Source organism: Roseateles terrae (assembly GCF_014192155.1).
GTDB lineage: Bacteria > Pseudomonadota > Gammaproteobacteria > Burkholderiales > Burkholderiaceae_C > Roseateles > Roseateles terrae.
Genome location: NZ_JACHXO010000003.1, coordinates 316577 through 334431 on the forward strand (window position 1 = coordinate 316577; position 17855 = coordinate 334431).

The 17855-nt window shown below is 68.3% G+C and carries 13 protein-coding genes and 1 riboswitch; of the genes, 8 read left to right on the forward strand and 5 right to left on the reverse strand.

What is annotated here, in order from left to right:
- Window positions 1-70: 70 nt before the first annotated feature.
- Window positions 71-679, reverse strand: coding sequence for a glycine zipper 2TM domain-containing protein (locus FHS28_RS24605; protein WP_310736770.1), 609 nt, complete (start codon window positions 677-679; stop codon window positions 71-73).
- Window positions 680-981: 302 nt separating this feature from the next.
- Window positions 982-3789 carry a methionine synthase gene (gene metH, locus FHS28_RS10675; RefSeq protein WP_088452834.1) on the reverse strand — a complete coding sequence of 936 codons (2808 nt, stop codon included), beginning with the start codon at window positions 3787-3789 and terminating at the stop codon, window positions 982-984.
- Between the two features lie 85 nt (window positions 3790-3874).
- A riboswitch (S-adenosyl-L-homocysteine riboswitch) is annotated at window positions 3875-3977 on the reverse strand.
- A gap of 217 nt (window positions 3978-4194) precedes the next feature.
- Between metH and FHS28_RS10680 the strand changes: the two genes are divergently transcribed.
- Window positions 4195-5358, forward strand: a complete 1164-nt coding sequence (locus FHS28_RS10680) for an HD-GYP domain-containing protein (protein WP_221193881.1) — start codon at window positions 4195-4197, stop codon at window positions 5356-5358.
- Here FHS28_RS10680 and FHS28_RS10685 read toward each other — a convergent pair.
- From FHS28_RS10685 to FHS28_RS10695, 3 genes are all read right to left on the reverse strand, one after another.
- The gene (locus tag FHS28_RS10685) at window positions 5352-6437 is read right to left on the reverse strand and encodes a homocysteine S-methyltransferase family protein (protein ID WP_088452830.1); all 1086 of its coding nucleotides are present in this window, start codon (window positions 6435-6437) and stop codon (window positions 5352-5354) included. The genes FHS28_RS10680 and FHS28_RS10685 overlap by 7 nt on opposite strands.
- Window positions 6438-6545: 108 nt before the next feature.
- Window positions 6546-7244, reverse strand: coding sequence for a DUF4197 domain-containing protein (locus FHS28_RS10690; RefSeq protein ID WP_088452828.1), 699 nt, complete (start codon window positions 7242-7244; stop codon window positions 6546-6548).
- A gap of 1 nt (window position 7245) precedes the next feature.
- Entirely contained in the window at window positions 7246-8325 is a 1080-nt protein-coding gene (locus tag FHS28_RS10695; protein ID WP_088452826.1) for a fumarylacetoacetate hydrolase family protein, read from the reverse strand.
- Window positions 8326-8596: 271 nt separating this feature from the next.
- On the opposite strand from FHS28_RS10695, the gene FHS28_RS10700 reads away from it, so the two are divergent.
- The 7 genes from FHS28_RS10700 (at window position 8597) to FHS28_RS10730 (ending at window position 17804) form a co-directional block, all read left to right on the forward strand.
- Complete coding sequence (locus tag FHS28_RS10700) at window positions 8597-8884, forward strand: BTH_I0359 family protein (RefSeq protein WP_088452824.1); 288 nt, start codon at window positions 8597-8599, stop codon at window positions 8882-8884.
- Between the two features lie 117 nt (window positions 8885-9001).
- Window positions 9002-11311 (forward strand): ATP-binding protein, encoded by a 2310-nt coding sequence (locus FHS28_RS10705; protein ID WP_088452822.1) that lies wholly within the window; start codon window positions 9002-9004, stop codon window positions 11309-11311.
- A gap of 59 nt (window positions 11312-11370) precedes the next feature.
- On the forward strand, window positions 11371-12372 hold the full coding sequence (locus tag FHS28_RS10710) for a TraB/GumN family protein (protein WP_088452820.1): 1002 nt from the start codon (window positions 11371-11373) through the stop codon (window positions 12370-12372).
- A gap of 62 nt (window positions 12373-12434) precedes the next feature.
- Window positions 12435-13109 carry a MarC family protein gene (locus FHS28_RS10715; RefSeq protein ID WP_221193883.1) on the forward strand — a complete coding sequence of 225 codons (675 nt, stop codon included), beginning with the start codon at window positions 12435-12437 and terminating at the stop codon, window positions 13107-13109.
- A 150-nt stretch (window positions 13110-13259) separates the two neighbouring features.
- Complete coding sequence (locus FHS28_RS24150) at window positions 13260-14936, forward strand: PhaM family polyhydroxyalkanoate granule multifunctional regulatory protein (protein WP_246409902.1); 1677 nt, start codon at window positions 13260-13262, stop codon at window positions 14934-14936.
- A 102-nt stretch (window positions 14937-15038) separates the two neighbouring features.
- Window positions 15039-16178: an FIST signal transduction protein gene (locus FHS28_RS10725; protein ID WP_088452817.1), complete on the forward strand. Its 1140-nt coding sequence runs from the start codon at window positions 15039-15041 to the stop codon at window positions 16176-16178.
- A 132-nt stretch (window positions 16179-16310) separates the two neighbouring features.
- A complete protein-coding gene (locus tag FHS28_RS10730; protein WP_088452815.1) occupies window positions 16311-17804 on the forward strand; it encodes an FAD-linked oxidase C-terminal domain-containing protein in 1494 nt (497 codons plus the stop codon).
- The last annotated feature ends 51 nt before the right edge of the window (window positions 17805-17855 follow it).

The window sequence follows — 17855 nt, forward strand, 5'->3', positions numbered from 1 at the left end:
AGCGGACCGTTGCACGGCCCGGCGGGCGCGCTTGACGCAGCGTCAGGCGGCTCCGCAGTCCAGTCGCACCTTACTGGCGAATCAGCTGACCGTTGCTGGCCTTCACCACGTCACCGCTGCGAACGTCCGGCTGCTGGCTGAATTCCATCGTGCGGATCGTCTGATCGGCGTTGCGCATCTTCACCACCCAGACGGTGGACGAGCGGGTGCGCTTCTCGATTTCATTACCGGCGAAACCACCGGCCACGGCGCCACCGACGGTGGCGACCTTGCGGCCGGTGCCACCACCCAGCTGGTTACCCAGCAGGCCGCCCACCACTGCACCACCTACGGCGCCGATGCCGGAGCCCTTGCCCTGACGGTTCTCCGAATGCACCGACAGCACGGTGGCGCATTCCGAGCACAGGCGGCTCTGTTCCTGGGCCACGGCGTTGTTGTTGCCATTACCGGCATAACCGCCGTTGTCACCCGAGTTGGAGCGTTGCTGCTGCTGATTGCTCTTCGGAGCCACGGATTCATTGGCGGCCAACTTCGCGGCCTTGGCTTCGTCGGCGGCATTCGCGCCGGTGCTCACGGCCGGTGTCTCCGGTTGCTGCGGCGCGGCGGCACGATGGCTGCCGGCCATGTAGGCGGCGGCCACCAGCACTGCGGCGCCGGCAGCGCCGGCGATCATCTTCATGTTGCTACTCATCGCCATGATTACCTCTTATGGTTGTTCCCCAAGAAGCTTGCGCTCCCGTTTTCTGGGTATGAGCGAAGGATGCCACGCTGTTACAGAAGGGCCGGATTCCAAACGGTCGGCTTTGTAATGGCCTGAAACCGGTCCGGAAACCTCCGCCCCATCCCTCGGCAACTCCTGTGCCTGCTGAGCGTCTGACATCTTTCACAAACAGGAAACGCAGCGACCTTCCTCTCGGAGGACCGCCGTCACGCCCTGAAACAAAGCTTGCAGTTCCGTGCGATTCGGGGGGGGGCGACCGATCAACCGAGCAGCGGCGCCAGCGCGCGCTGGGCGTCGGCGGCATCCAGCGCCATGCGGGCAGCCCAGTCGGCCAACTGGTCGTCGCCGATGCGGCCCACATTGAAGTAGCTCGCCTGCGGATGCGAGAAATAGAAGCCGCTGACGCTGGCCGCCGGCGTCATGGCCATGGAGTCCGTCAGGCCCATGCCGATGTCTTCGGGTTGCAGCACGCGGAACAGGTCGCGCTTGACCAGATGATCCGGACAGGCCGGATACCCCGGCGCGGGACGAATGCCCTGGTAGGACTCCTGGATCATCTGCTCGTTGCTCAGTGCTTCATCCGGCGCGTAGGCCCAGAACTCCTGACGCACGCGCTGATGCAGACGCTCAGCAAAAGCTTCCGCCAGTCGGTCGGCCAGCGCCTTGAGCATGATGGCGGAATAGTCGTCCAGGTCCGCCAGGAAATGCGCTTCCTTCTTGTCCACGCCGAGCCCGGCGGTGACGGCGAACAGGCCGATGTAGTCCGGCACCGTGCCCTTGGCGGCGATGTAGTCCGCCAGCGCGCGGTTGGGACGACGCACACCGTCCACCACCGGCCGCTCGGACTGCATGCGCAGGCCGCGCCAGGTCATCAGCACCTCGCTGCGGGATTCGTCGGTGTAGATCTCGATGTCGTCGTCGTTGACTTGCGCAGCGGGATACAGACCCATCACGCCACTGGCGGTGAGCCAACGACCTTCGATGATCCGCTGCAGCATGCGCTTGCCGTCGCTGAACACACGCTGCGCCTCGCTGCCAACGATCTCGTCCTTGAGGATCGCCGGGAACGGACCGGCCAGGTCCCAGGTCTGGAAGAACGGCGCCCAGTCGATGCATTGGGCCAGGTCCGCCAGATCGTAGTTGCGGAAGTGGCGCTTGCCCAGGAAGCGCGGCACCGGCGGCGTGTAGCTGCTGAAGTCCAGCTTCAGCTTGTTGGCGCGAGCCTGCGCCAGCGTCACCAGCGGGGCCTGCTTCTTGTTGGCATGCAGGTCGCGCACCTTCTCGTAGTCGGCCTTGAGCTCGTCGATGAAGCGGCTGGCGCGTTCGTCGGACAGCAGGTCCGAACACACCCCCACCGAGCGCGAGGCATCCGGCACATAGACCACCGGCCCCTCATAGTGCGGCGAGATCTTCACCGCGGTGTGGACCCGGCTGGTCGTGGCGCCGCCGATCAGCAGCGGAATCTTCTTCATGCGGAAGTAGTCGTCCCGCTGCATCTCCGCGGCGACGTGCTGCATCTCTTCCAGGCTGGGAGTGATCAGGCCGGACAGGCCGATGATGTCCGCGCCCTCCACCTTGGCCTTGGCCAGGATGTCCTGGCAGGGGACCATCACCCCCATGTTGACCACTTCAAAGTTGTTGCACTGCAGGACCACCGTCACGATGTTCTTGCCGATGTCGTGCACGTCGCCCTTCACCGTGGCGATGACGATCTTGCCGCGCGGCTTCACATCGCCGCCTGCCGCAGCGAGCTGGCGCTTCTCTTCTTCGATGTAGGGCACGAGGTGGGCCACGGCCTGCTTCATCACGCGGGCGCTCTTGACCACCTGGGGCAGGAACATCTTGCCGGCGCCGAACAGGTCGCCCACCACATTCATGCCGGCCATCAGCGGCCCTTCGATCACATGCAGCGGCCGACCGCCGCGGGCACGGATGGCCTGCCAGGCTTCCTCGGTGTCTTCGGTGATGAAGTCGGTGATGCCGTGGATGAGCGCATGCGACAGCCGCGCATCCACATCTCCCGCTCGCCAGGCCAGCTTGGCGCTGTCGTCCTTGGCAGCGCCCCTGACGGTTTCAGCCACCTCCAGCAGCCGTTCGGTGGCGTCGTCACGGCGGTTCAGCACCACATCCTCGACCCGTTCCCGCAGGTCGGCAGGAATTTCGTCATACACACCGACCATGCCGGCGTTGACGATGCCCATGTCCATGCCCGCCTGGATGGCGTGATAGAGGAACACGGTATGGATGGCTTCGCGCACCGGCTCGTTGCCGCGGAAGCTGAAGGAGACGTTGGACACGCCGCCGCTGACCTTGGCACCGGGCAGATGCTGCTTGATCCAGCGGGTGGCGTTGATGAAATCGACCGCGTAGTTGTTGTGCTCTTCGATGCCGGTGGCAATGGCGAAGATGTTGGGGTCGAAGATGATGTCTTCGGGCGGGAAGCCGATCTCATCCACCAGGATGCGGTAGGCGCGTTCGCAAATTTCGGTTTTGCGGGCGAAGGTGTCGGCCTGGCCGGTTTCGTCGAAGGCCATGACGACGGTGGCGGCGCCATAACGGCGGATCAGCCGGGCCTGGCGGCGGAATTCCGCCTCACCCTCCTTCAGCGAGATGGAGTTGACGATGCCCTTGCCCTGGATGCACTTCAGACCGGCCTCGATCACCTCCCACTTGGAGGAGTCGATCATGATCGGCACCCGGGCGATTTCCGGCTCGGAGGCGATCAGCTGGAGGAAGCGCACCATGGCGGCCTTGCTGTCCAGCATGGCCTCGTCCATGTTGATGTCGATGATCTGGGCCCCGTTCTCGACCTGCTGCCGGGCCACGCTCAGCGCTTCTTCGAACTGGCCGTTGAGGATGAGGCGGGCGAAGGCCTTGGAGCCGGTGACGTTGGTGCGCTCGCCGATGTTGACGAAGAGCGTGCCGGCGCCGATGAGCACCGGCTCGAGCCCGGACAGCTTCATCGGCTGGACCGTCCGGACGGTCTGGACCGACGAAGCCGGATTGGCGGTGGCGGGCGAACCTGCGGACGCGGAAGAAGCGGAAGAAGCGGGAGTAGGGGCAGACATGACAGCCTCGATACAGTCAGAGCACTCTGTGCAGTCAGACAACACCTGGGGCCGCGCAACTCACCGCCACCCCTGGAAAGACATGGGTCGGTGAGCGTCGTTGATGCGCGGCCGTCACGGGTGGGGGCCGCCCGTCCGAGCCTGGCGGGCGCCGTTGGTCTGGCCCCATCGCAACGCTCCTCGGATCGCCGTGCATTCTACCGGTCCAGGGCCGGTTTCCGGGGGGTGCGGGGCTTCCCTGACTTCAGTGAACGCGTATGCTGGCCGACAACCTCACCATAACGACAACTTTGGCACGAAGGGGACGCATCCGGGCAGAGGGAGCCCAGCGGAGCGGCCCTGGCACGTGCCCGCACCGCCGTGGAACTCGTCCAACTTCCCCCTCACAGCCTGCGGGTGGGGCAGATGCTGTCCTTCTCCTTGCGGGATGCGGCAGGGCATCTGCTGTTCGCCGCCGGCCACCCGCTGCCCGACACCCCGCAGGTGCGGGACCTGATCGCGCGCGGTCCGTTTGTGCAGGTGCATGAGACGCGGGAATACCAGCGGGCCCTGGCCCACAAGCTGGACACCATGGTGATGCAGGGCGCGCCGATCGCCGCCCTGGCCCGTGCCCAGACCGATTTCCATGCCGACCTGCGGCCGGAACGTCCCGCCCGGGCGGCGCCGCAAAGCGAGATCGAAGCCTGGAGTGATCTGCAATCGCAGACCCAGCAGTTGCTGCGGGATCCCGAGCGGCCCGACTTCCTGGTGCGGCTGTCCCAGTTGCTGGACCGGGTGCTGGCGCGGCTGCATCCGCAGCCCGACCCGTCACTGGCGCTGCTGATCCACGACGCGGGCCAGGAGCCGATGGACTACAGCGCCCGCCATGCGCTGCTGACGCTGGTGATGGCCGAGATGACCGCCCGCCAGCTCGGCTGGGGCGAAGCGCGGCGCCGGGTGCTGTCGCTGGCGGCGCTGACGATGAACCTGAGCATCAGCCGCGACCAGGACCAGTGGGCCCTGCGCCCCGGCGCCCTGGCCGCCAGTGAACGGCAGGCGCTCGACGGTCACGGCGACCGTGCCGCCGATCTGTTGCGGGGCATGGGTGTGGATGACGACGCCTGGCTGACCGCCGTGCGCCTGCATCACGACGCCGGCCCCGGCCCGCTGTCGGGTCGCTCCGATGGTGAGCTGATGGCGCGACTGCTGCGCCGTATCGACGTCTATGGCGCCCGCATCAGCCCACGGCGCGGACGGCGGGCGCTGTCGGCGGCGCAGGCGGCCCGTTCGGTCTATCTGGACGAGCAACAGGCCCCGGACGAAGCCGGCGCCGCTCTGATCAAGGCCATCGGGCTGTTCCCACCCGGGTCACTCGTGCGGCTGGCCAGCGGCGAAGAAGCGATGGTGCTCAAGCGCGGCCATGCCGCCAACGAGCCGACGGTGGCGGCACTGGTGGGGCGCAGCGGCACGCCGCTGACCTCCCCCGTCATCCGCGACACGCGGGTGCCGACCAACGCCATCAGCGCCAGCCTCGCACCGCACGAAGTGCGGCTGCGAGTGCAGATGGACGCGCTGATGAAGCTTTACTGATCTTCCGTCACCAGCCCGGAGAACATCTTGCTGCCCCAGCGGCGCGGCTGGTAGCTGGACACCTTCTGCGCGATGGCGCGGATGTGATCCGGCGTCGTGCCGCAGCAGCCTCCGGCGATGTTCAGGAAACCCGCGCTGGCAAATTCCCCCACCAGACGGCCGGTGACGTCCGGCGTCTCATCGAAGCCGGTGTCGCTCATCGGATTGGGCAGGCCGGCATTGGGATAGCAGGAGATGGCGGTGTCATCGGCGGCCTTGGACAGCTCTTCGATGTAGGGCCGCATCAGCGCGGCACCCAGGGCGCAGTTCAGGCCGATGGCCAGCGGACGCGCGTGACGCACCGAATGCCAGAAGGCGGTGACCGTCTGGCCGGACAGGATGCGGCCGGAGGCATCGGTGACCGTGCCGGAGATGATCACCGGCAGGCGCTCACCGGTGTCTTCCATCAGCTCATCCAGCGCGAAGATGGCGGCCTTGGCATTGAGCGTGTCGAAGATGGTCTCAACCAGGAACAGGTCCACCCCGCCTTCCAGCAGGCCCTTGGCCTGCTCGTAATAGGCGGCGCGCAGGGTGTCGAAGTCGATGTTGCGAGCGCCCGGGTCGTTGACGTCCGGGCTGATGGACGCGGTGCGCGGCGTCGGGCCGAGGGCGCCGGCGGCAAACCGGGGTTTGTCGGGCGTGCTGAAGGCGTCGCAGGCTTCGCGGGCGAGGCGCGCGGCGGCAACGTTCATTTCGTAGGCGAGATGCGCGAGGCCATAGTCCTCCTGCGCCACCGAGGTGGTGCCGAAGGTATTGGTCTCGATGATGTCCGCCCCGGCATCCAGGTACTGGCGGTGGATCTCGGAGATCACCTCCGGCTTGGTCAGCACCAGCAAATCGTTGTTGCCCTTGAGATCCTTGGGATGGTCCACCAGCCGGGCGCCGCGGAAGTCCGCTTCGGTCAGCTTGTAGCGCTGGATCATCGTGCCCATGGCGCCGTCCAGCACCGCAATGCGCTGTTGCAGGATGGCGGGCAGGGCCGCGCCGCGGGTGTAGCGCACGGTCGAGGGGACAGTGGGGCGGACAGGGGAGGCAGTCATGCCGGTATTGTAGGAAGCCTGTCCAGTCCCCGGTGGCCGCAGGGGTGGCTGCTGCCGGCCCGCAGCCTTCGCCAGGGCCGGCGGCAGCCTTCGCGGCGCGCTGAAACGTCAGCCAAAGACCTTGCGCAGGATGGCGCTGCCGGTGCCGATCGGGTCCTGGCGGATCTTCTTTTCTTCTTCGCCGATCATGTAATAGAGGCCATCCAGCGCCTTGTCGGTGACATAGGACTGGAGATTGGCATCTTCACGGCGCACCAGGCCGAAGGCCGCCGCCTTGCCGGCCACGGCGTTGTATTTGTCCGCCAGCGACTGACGCTCGGTGGCCTTGGTGACGATGGGCAGGAAACGACCCATCAGCGGCTCACGGGTCTTGTCCTCGAAGAAGCGGGTGACCGCGTTGTCGCCGCCGCGCACGATGCGCAGCGCGTCTTCCACCGAAATGTTGCGCACGGTGCTGACGAGCAATTGGCGCGCTTCCGGCACCGCCTGCTCGGCGGCCCGGTTCATCGCGGTGACCAGATCGTCCAGGCGCTTGCCCTGGCCGGTGGTGCGCAGCAGCCGGGCGGCATCCCGCAGGCTGCCGGGCAGCTCGATGCGCACCTGGGGATTGCCCAGGAAACCGTCCGTGCGGCCCAGGTTGGTGAGGGCCGCCTGCGCGCCCCGCTCCAGGGCCGCCCGCACGCCGGTGGCGGCATCGCCCTCGGTGAGGTTGAAGGCGGCCAACGCACCAGGCGGGGCGAAGGCGCCCAGGGCGGTGAGGGAAGTCAGGCTGGCGCCCAGCCAGCCGCAGAGGTCACGTCGTTGCATCTCATGTCTCCAAATTCTGCGCGGGCTCCGAGTCAGCGGGGTCGCCCTCATTCTGCTCGTCTACATCCTGCGCCTCACGCAATTCGCGCAATTCACGCGCTTCACGCGCTTCACGCGCGTCGTCCAGGGCGTCGGTCGTCTCTTCGACTTCCGCATCGTCTTCTTCAGCGACTGCGGAGGTCGGCTCGGCCAGGTCCATATCGATTGCACCGAACGGGCTGCCGCCGTCAGCCAGCTTGAAGTCGATGCGCAGGCTGTCGCCGTCCTTGAGCGTCACCACCGCACCACCGCCCGGCATGCCCGCACCCACCAGCGTGCCGGCCCGCAGCGGACGACGGCGCGCCGCCTCGGCGATCAGATCGCCAAAGCTCCACTCCATGCCGTCCCGCGCCTCCAGCAGCGGCTGCTTGCGCCCGTTGCGGTGCATCTGGATCTGCAGGGCCGCCCGGCCGAGGTACCAGGCCCCCGGCAATTCGTCCGGCGTGATCGCCACCGGCGCAAACTGCAGCGCGGGGCGGCTGTGCAGCGCCGGCCAGCCCTGCGCCAGCTCTTCCTGCTGCACCGGCCGCAGCACCCAGGCATTTACCACCATCAGCAGCCGCACCGCGTCCAGCGCCTGCGAGGGCACCGCATCGGCGGGCAAATCGCCCAGGCACGCCACCAGTTGCGGCTCGGGCTCCAGGCCCGGCAGGCCGCGCAGCAGCGGCGTGTCGTTCGGCCCCAGCAGGGCTTCCCCGCCGCCCATGCGCATCAGCGGGCTGCTCAGTCGCTCCGGCATGGGCACCTCACGCGCGCGCAGCTCGGCGCCATGAGCCGGATATCCCTCGCCGGCCATCCATGCCGCGGGCCGGGCCAGCGGCGGCAGGCATTGCCGGGTGTCGAAACTGAAGGCATGCCGCGCCCGATTCTGGTTCAACGCCTGCGACAACGCCTCCAGTTGGGGCGCCATGAAATTCCAGTCGTCCAGCACCTGCTGCAGCCGGGTGGCAATACCGGTGGCGAAGCAGGCCTGGCTCAGGTCACGCGAGACGACCACCAACTGGCCGTCACGCGACCCATCGCGGTAGGTGGCGAGTTTCATCGGGGAGGAGCGTGGGGTGGAAACCACCATTGTCACCCGGGACCACCCCGATCCCCGGGGCCGGGCGCCCGGATTGCTGGGAACTGGTGCAGGGCAAGGCCTCACTGCCTTGCCTGAATCGTGAACTTTCCCGCTGCCTTGTGCGCTTGGCGCCACACGGGGCTGAAACGGGCAGCGGAAGTTCTGCGACCATGGGTCATGGCCGGGTTGCGGGTGCCGGGGGCTTGAAACCGGCGTATCGGGCCATAACTCCTACAACGAAGGAGTACTTATGCACATGCTCTACGACTCACCCAGTTACATCGTCGTTCAGTTCGATGTACCGGTCTCGTTGTCGCTGAGTGACCAGCCCCACCCGGATCATCCGCCGCTGCAACGCGATGGGTTCGAGATCGTGGACAAGTTCAGCCGCAAGGAAATCTTCATCGAAGGCGCCCTGGCGCAGCAGTTCCAGGAAGGCGTCGAAGCCCTGATCGAACAAGGCCCCGACGTGGACGATCTGGACGCTTTCATCGCTCAATATGCCAACCTCGGCCAGCAACCGGTCGTGATGCATTGAGGGTGCATTGAGGGTGCACGGAGGGGCTCGGACGCCCCTCCTCCACGGGGCTTGCCGTGCCGCATCGCCTGGGCCAATATCCGAGCGAGTGTTGCACTCACTGCCGGGGTTCTGCCGATGGCGAAGCGCGCGTCCACACCGCTGTTCTCTCCCGGCTATCACAGCAGCCCGGTCCTGGACCGCATGTGCTCGCACTTCGTGCTGACCCTGACGGTCCGCCACGCCAGCCGGTTCAATCCCCGCCGCGACCTCTCCGGCCTGCTCTCCCTCACCGCGCGTCATCTCGTCTGGCCGCCGCCGGTGCTGGGGCGGCTGCGGGCCTATCTGACCCGACGCTGCGAGGGTCACGCACTGTGGGCCGCCCACGACGCCCTCTCCGACGCCGCCTTTCTTGCGCGACACGCGGTCTGGCGTGGACCGTTTGCCGAAGGCACGGTGTTTTTCTACCTCGATGAATTCATCAAGGACGCTCCCAAGGACCTGCTGACCCTGCTCGCCTGCACCTGCGACACGCTGGAGCAGCAATTGCGAACCGAATCGACGCTGGTGCAGCAGAACATCGCGGCGCTCGGGCACTTGCTGCAGCTCAATGCGGCGGAGCGGGCGCTGCTGCTGTATGGGACGCTGGCGCGTTATCAGCGGGAACTGCGCGGGGCCCTGGTGGAATTCAAGGTCAATACTGCCCAGGAAGCCTTCGCCACGCTGGCCGATGTGGCCGGTGTCGACGCCCGCGAGGTGGCCGAAGCGCTGCGCACCGGCTCCCGGCTGGAGCGGGTGGGCATGGTGGAGAACCTGATCGCCGAGCACAACATCACCGACCTGTCCGACCTGATGAAGGTCAGCGACCAGCTGCCGCCGGTGCTGATGCGTGAATACCGCAATCCGCAGGACCTGATGGCCGTCTTCACGCGGCCGGTAACGGACAGCGCCTTGCACCGGCAGGATTTCGAATTCATTGCCGACGAACTTGACGTGCTCGCCACGCTGCTTCGACAGGCGGTGCAGCAGCGGCAGCCCGGGGTGAACATCCTCCTCTACGGCCCTCCGGGGACGGGCAAGACCGAGCTGGCCAAGGTGGCCGCCCGCGAAGCGGGGTTGACGCTCTATGAAGTTGAATACGCCGACCGCGATGGCAATGCCCTCGGCGGCCGGGACCGCTATCGATCACTGCAGATCAGCCAGGTGTTCCTCAAGTCCAGCGGCGACGTGGCCCTGCTGTTCGATGAAGTCGAAGACGTCTTCCCGCATCTGAGCGGCGACACCGCTCACCTGATGGCCCGGCTCGATGCCGCGCTGGAGCTGCCGCCGCCCATGGCGGTGAATGGCAAGGCCTGGGTCAACCAGATCCTGGAACACAACCCGGTGCCGGTGCTGTGGATCACCAATCGCATCGAGCACATCGACCCGGCCTTCCGGCGACGCTTTCAGTACCACCTGGAGCTGAAGAGCCCGCCGCCCGGCGCACGGCTGGGACTGGTGCGCAAGGCGCTGGCGGAGCTGACCGTGCCGGAAGGCTTTGCCCAGCGGCTCGCCGAGCGTCCTGGCCTGACGCCCGCGCAGGTCCGCACGGCAGTGCGCTTCGCGCGGCTGGCGGGTCGGGGCGATTCGGCGTCGGACAATGAAGCCCTGATCCAGCGCCAGCTCGCGCATGCCGACAAGGCGCTGGGCCATGGCGACGCGCAGCCCCTGGAGCGCCCTCGCCCGGCGCATTACGGGCTGGACCTCATCCACTACGAAGCCCGCTTCGAACTGCCACAGCTGGTGGAGGCGCTGCGCAGGCGCGGGATGGGCAGCCTCTGTTTCTTCGGTCCGCCCGGCAGCGGGAAGACCGCCCTGGCGGAGCACATCGCCGATGCGCTGCAGCGACCTCTCATGGTGCGCCTGGCCAGCGACCTGATGAGCAAATACGTCGGTGAGACGGAGCAGAACATGGCCCGCATGTTCGACGCCGCCCAGCAGGATCAGGCGGTGCTGCTCCTGGACGAAGCCGACAGCTTCCTGCGCAGCCGCCGGCGGGCCGAGCGCCATTACGAAGTCAGCGAAGTCAATGAGATGCTGGCCGGCATGGAGCGGTTTGCCGGCATCTTCATCTGCACCACCAATGCCTTTGATGACCTGGACGAAGCGGCCTTGCGTCGCTTCAGCTTCAAGGTGCGCTTCCTGCCGATGCGGCCGGAGCAGCGGCTGCGGCTGTTGGAGCTGGAGACCGGACAGCCGGTGCAGGCCCCGGCGGCGGAGCGGCTGGCGGCGCTGGATCAGCTGACGCTGGGCGACTTCGCGGCGGTCCGTCAGCAGGCCGAGATCCTGGGCACGCCGCTGCAGCCGGACGAGTTCCTGCAGTTGCTGGAGGCAGAGCACCGGGTGAAACCGGAGGTGCGGCAACGGCGGGCGATGGGGTTCCGGCCTGGAGGCGTCAGCGGTCACTGACACCTGCACGCACCGCCGGGATCCGGCATGTGGCCCGGAACTGTGGCATCGTGCCGCCCATGTTGCCGTCCTCCCTGTCCACTGCCCTGCACCGCCGTGTGCTTCCCTGGCTGGTCACTGCCACCGCCGCGCTGATGACCTGGGCCGCGCCTGCCGTGGCGGCACCGACGGCCACGGCGCCACCGCCGGCTTCCCCCCGCTGCCCGGCCGATCCCACGCCGGCGTCCGCCGAGCAGGTCCAGGCGCAGACGCGCGACCGGGGCATCCTCTGGACCCTGACCCGCGACGGCCACACCTCCTATCTGCACGCCAGCCTGCACCTTGGACGCCCGTCCTGGGCGGCGCCGGGTCCGCAGCTCAAGGCCGCCCTGGGCCGGGTGGATGCGGTCGCCCTGGAACTGGACCCGCTGGACAGCACCGCCTGGACCCTGCCGCCCATCCCGACACTGCCCATCGACGCCCAGCTGCAGAAGCGGCTGGCGGCGCAGGTCCGCAGTGCCTGCCTGCCCGCCCAGGCGCTGGCTTCGATGCATCCGCTGCTGCAGCTCAGCACCCTCACCCTGTCGCAGGCGCGCGGCCTGGGGCTGGACGTCCAATATGGTCAGGAGGTGCTGCTGAGCCGCTGGGCGCGGGAGCGGCAGCTGCCGGTCATCGCCCTGGAAACCCTGCAGGGCCAGCTCTCCGCGCTGCTGCCGGAAGATCCGGACGAGGCCCGCCATGAACTGCGCGCCGGCCTGCGCCAGCTGGAACGGCCCGCCGCGCTGCAGCGCATGCTCAAGGACCTGGTGGATACCTGGGAGCGCGGCGACCTGCGCCGCCTCGCCCGTTATGAAGACTGGTGCCAGTGCATCCAGGACGCCCGCGACCGCGCCGCCCTGGCCCGCGAGAACGACGGCCGCAATCCCAACCTCGCCGCCCGCATCTCGGAACTGCATCAGCAGGGCCAGTCCTTGCTGGTGGCGGTGGGTGCGCTGCACATGACCGGGCCCCAGGCCCTGCCAACTTTGTTGCGCCAGCAGGGATTCGAGGTGACCCAGGTGCATCCCGCCCCCGCGAAGTGACCGGTTTGCGGCACACTGCCCGGCTGTCTGCCCTCTGATCCCAACCGATTCCGGAGCTCCGCTTGGCTTCCCTTGCCTCCATCCTTCAGGCCCTGTTCCTGGTGCCGCTGACCCTGCTGCCCATCATCAACCCGGTGGGGGTGGCGCCCATCGTGATCGACGCCGCCGGCAACGACGACCGGGTGCTCAAGCGCCTGTCCCGTCAGGTGGCCATCAACGGCTGGGTGGTGATCGTGGTCTCGATGCTGGTGGGCACCTACGTGCTGGACCTGTTCGGCATTTCGCTGCCGGTGGTGCGGGTGGCCGGCGGCCTGCTGGTCGCCTTCAGCGCCTGGACCATGCTGACCCGTCATGAAGAGACCGACGAGGTGCAGACGGCCATTGCGGAAGACGCCAGCGCCGACCTGACCGAGGCGGAGATCGTGCGCCGCAGCTTCTTCCCCATCACCTTCCCGCTGACCACCGGGCCGGGCTGCATCGCCGCCGCCATCGCGCTCGGGGCGCAGTTCCCGCGCCAGCCGCTGCCCTATGTGATGGGCGCCGGCGTGGCGGCCATCGGGGCTGCGATCACCGCGGCGGTCATCTACCTGATCTTCCGCAACGGCGGCCGGCTGCTGATGCGCCTGGGCGAGGTCGGCACCACGGTGATGATGCGGCTGATGGCCTTTGTGCTGCTGTGCATCGGCATCCAGATTCTGTGGACCGGCTGGACCGACCTGAACAAACTGGCCGGATGAGCCGGCGCGGGTGAGACCGCTCGAGACAGCGCCGGCGTGACCGCATGACGGCACGCCGAACACCGCGCCGACCACCACGAGAAACCATCGCCGTCGATCGGCGCCGGAAGACGTAGGATGGGCCTCGCACCCAGCAACGCGAGGTCAAGCATGTCCGACAAAAGCTTCGGGGCCTTTGTGCCCGGTTTCGACTTTCTCCAGGGTCTGGTCAAGAACGCCGGGGCGGCGATGCCGGGCTTCAGCCAGTGGGTCGCACCGACGCTGAATCCGCAGGAGCTGGACAAGCGCATCCAGGAGCTGCGGGCGGTGCAGTTCTGGCTGGAACAGAACGCCCGCATGCTGGCCACCACGGTGCAGGCGCTGGAAGTGCAGAAGATGACGCTCTCCACCCTGCACGCCATGAACGTGCCGATGAAGGATCTGCAGCAGGCGCTCAAGATGCCGCCGATGCCGGACCTGGGCGCGGCGATGGGGGCGATGCGGTCCGCCGCGGAAGCGGCCGGCGCGAGCTGGAATGCGGCCACGGGCATGGCAGGCGCAGGCGGGGCTTCCGGTGCCACCGCGGATGGCAAGGGCCGTGGCGGGGCGGGTTCGACGGGTGCCGGCATGGGCGCGGATGCGGCCGGCGGCGGCAGTGCGGCAGCTGGCAACACGGGATCTGGATCGGGAGCAGGGGCCGAATCGGCCTCGGCCCGTCCTGGGACGCCGCCCAAAACGGCGTCCGGTTGGCCGGGCATGCCTGCGTTCACCTCGTCTGCTTCGCGGTCCAGCACGCCAGCCCCTGCGGAGGGGCCAGCCGTTGCCGGACGGCGTGCAACCACGGGGCTGGGCTCGGACGACGACGATCCTGCCGTGGGCGATGACGACCGTCAGGGCGATCAGGACGCCGATGAAGACCTGGACAACCCGGATCACAACGACGCTGACGACGCCAGCGACGACGACAGCGCCAGCCCGAGCGAAGCGGGCGCTGGCGAAGGCACGGGCACACGGGGAGGCGCAGGCGCCGCAGCGGACGCCGCCGGCGCAAAGGCCGCGCCGCTGGGCGTGGACCCGATGCAATGGTGGAACGCGCTGACGCAGCAATTCACCCAGATCGCCAGCCAGGCGATGAAGGACACCCACCTGATGAAGCAGGGGCTGGACGCGGCGGGCGAAAGCCTTCGCAAGGCCGCCACCGTGCCCGCAGACATGATGAACCAGGCTGCCAAGGTGGCCCAGGCGGCCAGGGACGCCACCCTGGACGTGGCGCGGGCGGCGGGCGCTGCTGCTTCGCCATCGGGCGCGGCCGCAGCGGCCTCTGACCGTGGCGCGCCCGCCCGACCCAGACAGCGGTCGGCATCCGCCTCGACGGCAGCTCCCGCTGCCAAGCCTTCTGGCACGCCGGCGGCGAAGCGCAAGGCTTCCTCCGGCGCTGGAAGCACGGCGACCCCGCGCGCCAAACCTGGGTCCGGCGGACAGTCGGCATCCCGGTCCTCGCCGATGGCGCGCGCCGCAGCCGGCGCAAAGGCTGGGGAAGCGAAAGATGCCGCGGCCCCCGCATCCCGCAAGGCGGCTGTGCACGGCAAGGCAGCTTCGGCCGGCAAGACAGCTTCCGCCGGCAAGGCCGCCCCTTCCACACGCTCACGCACAGCCGCGCGACCCGAGTCGTCGGACGGGCCCGGCGCCCAGCCTCAACGGGGCGCTGCCAGGAAATCCGCCGCCGGGAGGGGCGCCAAAGCGCCGGCCGGTGGCAGCGCCAAAACCGGGCGCGCTGCACCCGCCACCGCCGCGTCCGGCGCCGGTGCCAAATCCGGCACCACCACGCCGCGCCGGCGCGGCGGCTGATCCCGCTTGTCCCCCACGCCTCCTGCAACCGTGCCCTGACCGCCACCCCGCCATCAGCGTACAGTTGCAGACTGCCTATCCCGAGTATTCCGAGGGCCGTACATGCCTCGTTTTTTCCAGGCCCATGCCACCCATCCCGATGCGCACATGGCCATGGCGCTCGCCGCCGCCCAGATTGACGGGCAGCGCGGCGACCATCCGCTGACGCTCGGTTTTCTCTACATCTCCGAGGACTACCTCCCGCAAGCCGAGGCCCTGCTGGCCGAGGCCCGTGAACGCTGGCCCGGCTGCGGCTTCGTCGGCGCATCGGCGCTGGCGGTCTGCGCGGCCGGTGCCGAGTACTTTGGCGACCCGGCCCTGGCCCTGCTGATGTGCGACCTGCCCGCCGACCAGTGGCGCATCTTCTCCGGCCGCTCGCCGCTGCCGCCCGACTGGGATGCCCGCAGCCTGCTGCTGCATGCCGATGGCAGCACCCCCGACCTGCAGGAGCTGATCGGCGAGCTGGCCGAACGCAGCTCCAGCGGCTACCTGTTCGGCGGGCTCGTCAGCGGACGCCATCAGGCCATTCAGATTGCCGACGGGGTGGTGGAAGGCGGCCTTTCCGGGCTGGCCCTGGGGGCCGGCGTGCGGTGGATCTCGCGGGTCAGCCAGGGCTGCCAGCCCCTGGGCCGAGAGCGCCGCGTGACCGGCAGCGACGGCGCGCTGGCCACCGAGCTGGATGGCCGCCCGGCGCTGGACGCGCTGCTCGAAGACCTGAAGCTACCCGCCTTCACCGGCGAGACGACGACGCTGCGCCAGGCGATGCCGCTGTTCCGCCGCACGCTGGTGGGCCTGAGCGACGAGCCCGCCGCCCGCAAGGACTACGGGCCGGAGGTACGGGTGCGCCATCTGGTGGGTCTCGACCCCGCCCGTCGCGGCGTGGCGGTGGCCGAGCACTTGCGGGAGGGAGAGCTGCTGAGCTTTTGCGAACGCAATCCGGAGGCCGCCCGCCGCGATCTGGTCCGCATCTGCACCGAAATCCGCGCCGATGCGGAGGAGTTGGGGGCCACCATGGCCGGCGCCCTCTACATCAGCTGCACCGGCCGCGGCGGCCCGCATTTCGGGGCGCCCTCGGCGGAGCTGCAGTGGGTGCAGCATGCGCTGGGGGAGGTGCCGCTGGTGGGCTTCTTCGCCAACGGGGAAATCGCGCATGCGCGGCTGCATGGCTACACCGGGGTGCTGACGGTCTTCCTGGACGGCTGATCCACCGTGCTCGTGCATCGGACGGTTCGGTGACTCCCGCCATGGGTCTGGCGCTCCTTCGACCACGTTTCCTGCCCGCTCCCGGCGTTTTCCCAACATACAGCCCGCAGTCCGCCCGCTACAGTTCCACTCATGAATGCGCCCCTGCCCGTCAGCCTTGCCGAACGGACCCAACGCCAGGCCGAGGTGGTGCGGGCCTTGTCCGCCGTGCTGCCCGCCCATGCCCTGCTCTGGAGCGACGAGCAGACCCGGCCCTATGAATGCGACGGGCTGACCGCCTACCGTGAACGGCCGCTGGTGGTGGCCCTGCCGGAAGACGAAGCGCAAGTGGCCGCCGTGCTGCGCACCTGCCATGCGCTGAAGGTGCCGGTGGTGGCGCGCGGCGCGGGCACCGGCCTGTCCGGCGGCGCCATGCCCCATGCGATGGGGGTGACGCTGGGTCTGGCCCGCTTCAACCGCATCCTGTCGGTCGACCCGCTCTCGCGGACCGCCCGCGTGCAGTGCGGCGTGCGCAACCTGGCCATCTCCGAAGCCGCTGCGCCCCACGGCCTCTATTACGCCCCTGACCCCAGCAGCCAGATCGCCTGCACCATCGGCGGCAATGTGGCGGAGAACTCCGGCGGTGTGCATTGCCTCAAATACGGTCTGACCCTGCACAACGTGCTGCATGTGAAGGGCTTCACCGTCGAAGGCGAGCCGGTGGAATTCGGCGGCCAGTCGCTGGATGTGCCTGGCCTGGACTTGCTGACCGTGCTGGTGGGCAGCGAGGGCATGCTGGCGGTGGTGACGGAAGTGACGGTCCGCCTCACCCCCAAACCGCAACTGGCGCGCTGCATCATGGCCAGCTTCGACGACCTGCGCCGCGCCGGGGACGCCGTTGCCGCGCTGATCGCCGACGGCATCATCCCCGCCGGCCTGGAGATGATGGACCGGCCGATGACCGCCGCCGTCGAAGACTTCGTGCATGCCGGCTACGACCTGCAGGCCGAAGCCATCCTGCTCTGCGAAAGCGATGGCACGCCGGAGGAAGTGGCGGAAGAAATCGACCGGATGATCGCCGTGCTCAAGGGCAGCGGCGCCACCGGCATCGAAGTCAGCGAGACGGAAGCCCAGCGCCTGCGATTCTGGAGCGGCCGCAAGAATGCCTTCCCCGCCTCCGGCCGCATCAGCCCCGACTACATGTGCATGGACTCGACCATCCCGCGCAAGCGGCTGGCCGATGTGCTGCTGGCCATCCAGGCGATGGAGAAGAAGTACGGCCTGCGCTGCGCCAACGTCTTTCATGCCGGTGACGGGAACCTGCATCCGCTGATCCTGTTCGATGCGAATGATCCCGACCAGCTGGCCCGCTGCGAGCAGTTCGGCGCCGACATCCTCGAAACCAGCGTGGCCATGGGCGGCACGGTGACCGGCGAGCACGGCGTCGGCGTGGAAAAGCTCAACAGCATGTGCGTGCAGTTCTCTCCCGAGGAGCGGGAGCAGATGCTGGCGCTCAAACGCGCCTTTGATCCGCAGGGCCTGCTCAATCCCGGCAAGGTCATTCCCACGCTGCAGCGCTGCGCCGAATACGGCCGCATGCATGTCAAACGCGGCCTGTTGGCCTTCCCTGAGCTGGAGCGATTCTGATGAGCGCATCCGTGGAGCTGGACGCTCACACCGCAGGCGGGCCGCCGTCCG

Coding starts and splice junctions, on each gene's coding strand:
- FHS28_RS10690 (WP_088452828.1), bottom strand. CDS start 7,244: ATGCAACGACGTGACCTCTGCGGCTGGCTGGGCGCCAGCCTGACTTCC.
- FHS28_RS10685 (WP_088452830.1), bottom strand. CDS start 6,437: ATGACTGCCTCCCCTGTCCGCCCCACTGTCCCCTCGACCGTGCGCTAC.
- FHS28_RS10725 (WP_088452817.1), top strand. CDS start 15,039: ATGCCTCGTTTTTTCCAGGCCCATGCCACCCATCCCGATGCGCACATG.
- metH (WP_088452834.1), bottom strand. CDS start 3,789: ATGTCTGCCCCTACTCCCGCTTCTTCCGCTTCTTCCGCGTCCGCAGGT.
- FHS28_RS10680 (WP_221193881.1), top strand. CDS start 4,195: ATGCTGTCCTTCTCCTTGCGGGATGCGGCAGGGCATCTGCTGTTCGCC.
- FHS28_RS10700 (WP_088452824.1), top strand. CDS start 8,597: ATGCACATGCTCTACGACTCACCCAGTTACATCGTCGTTCAGTTCGAT.
- FHS28_RS10695 (WP_088452826.1), bottom strand. CDS start 8,325: ATGAAACTCGCCACCTACCGCGATGGGTCGCGTGACGGCCAGTTGGTG.
- FHS28_RS10730 (WP_088452815.1), top strand. CDS start 16,311: ATGAATGCGCCCCTGCCCGTCAGCCTTGCCGAACGGACCCAACGCCAG.
- FHS28_RS24605 (WP_310736770.1), bottom strand. CDS start 679: ATGAAGATGATCGCCGGCGCTGCCGGCGCCGCAGTGCTGGTGGCCGCC.
- FHS28_RS10710 (WP_088452820.1), top strand. CDS start 11,371: ATGTTGCCGTCCTCCCTGTCCACTGCCCTGCACCGCCGTGTGCTTCCC.
- FHS28_RS10705 (WP_088452822.1), top strand. CDS start 9,002: ATGGCGAAGCGCGCGTCCACACCGCTGTTCTCTCCCGGCTATCACAGC.
- FHS28_RS24150 (WP_246409902.1), top strand. CDS start 13,260: ATGTCCGACAAAAGCTTCGGGGCCTTTGTGCCCGGTTTCGACTTTCTC.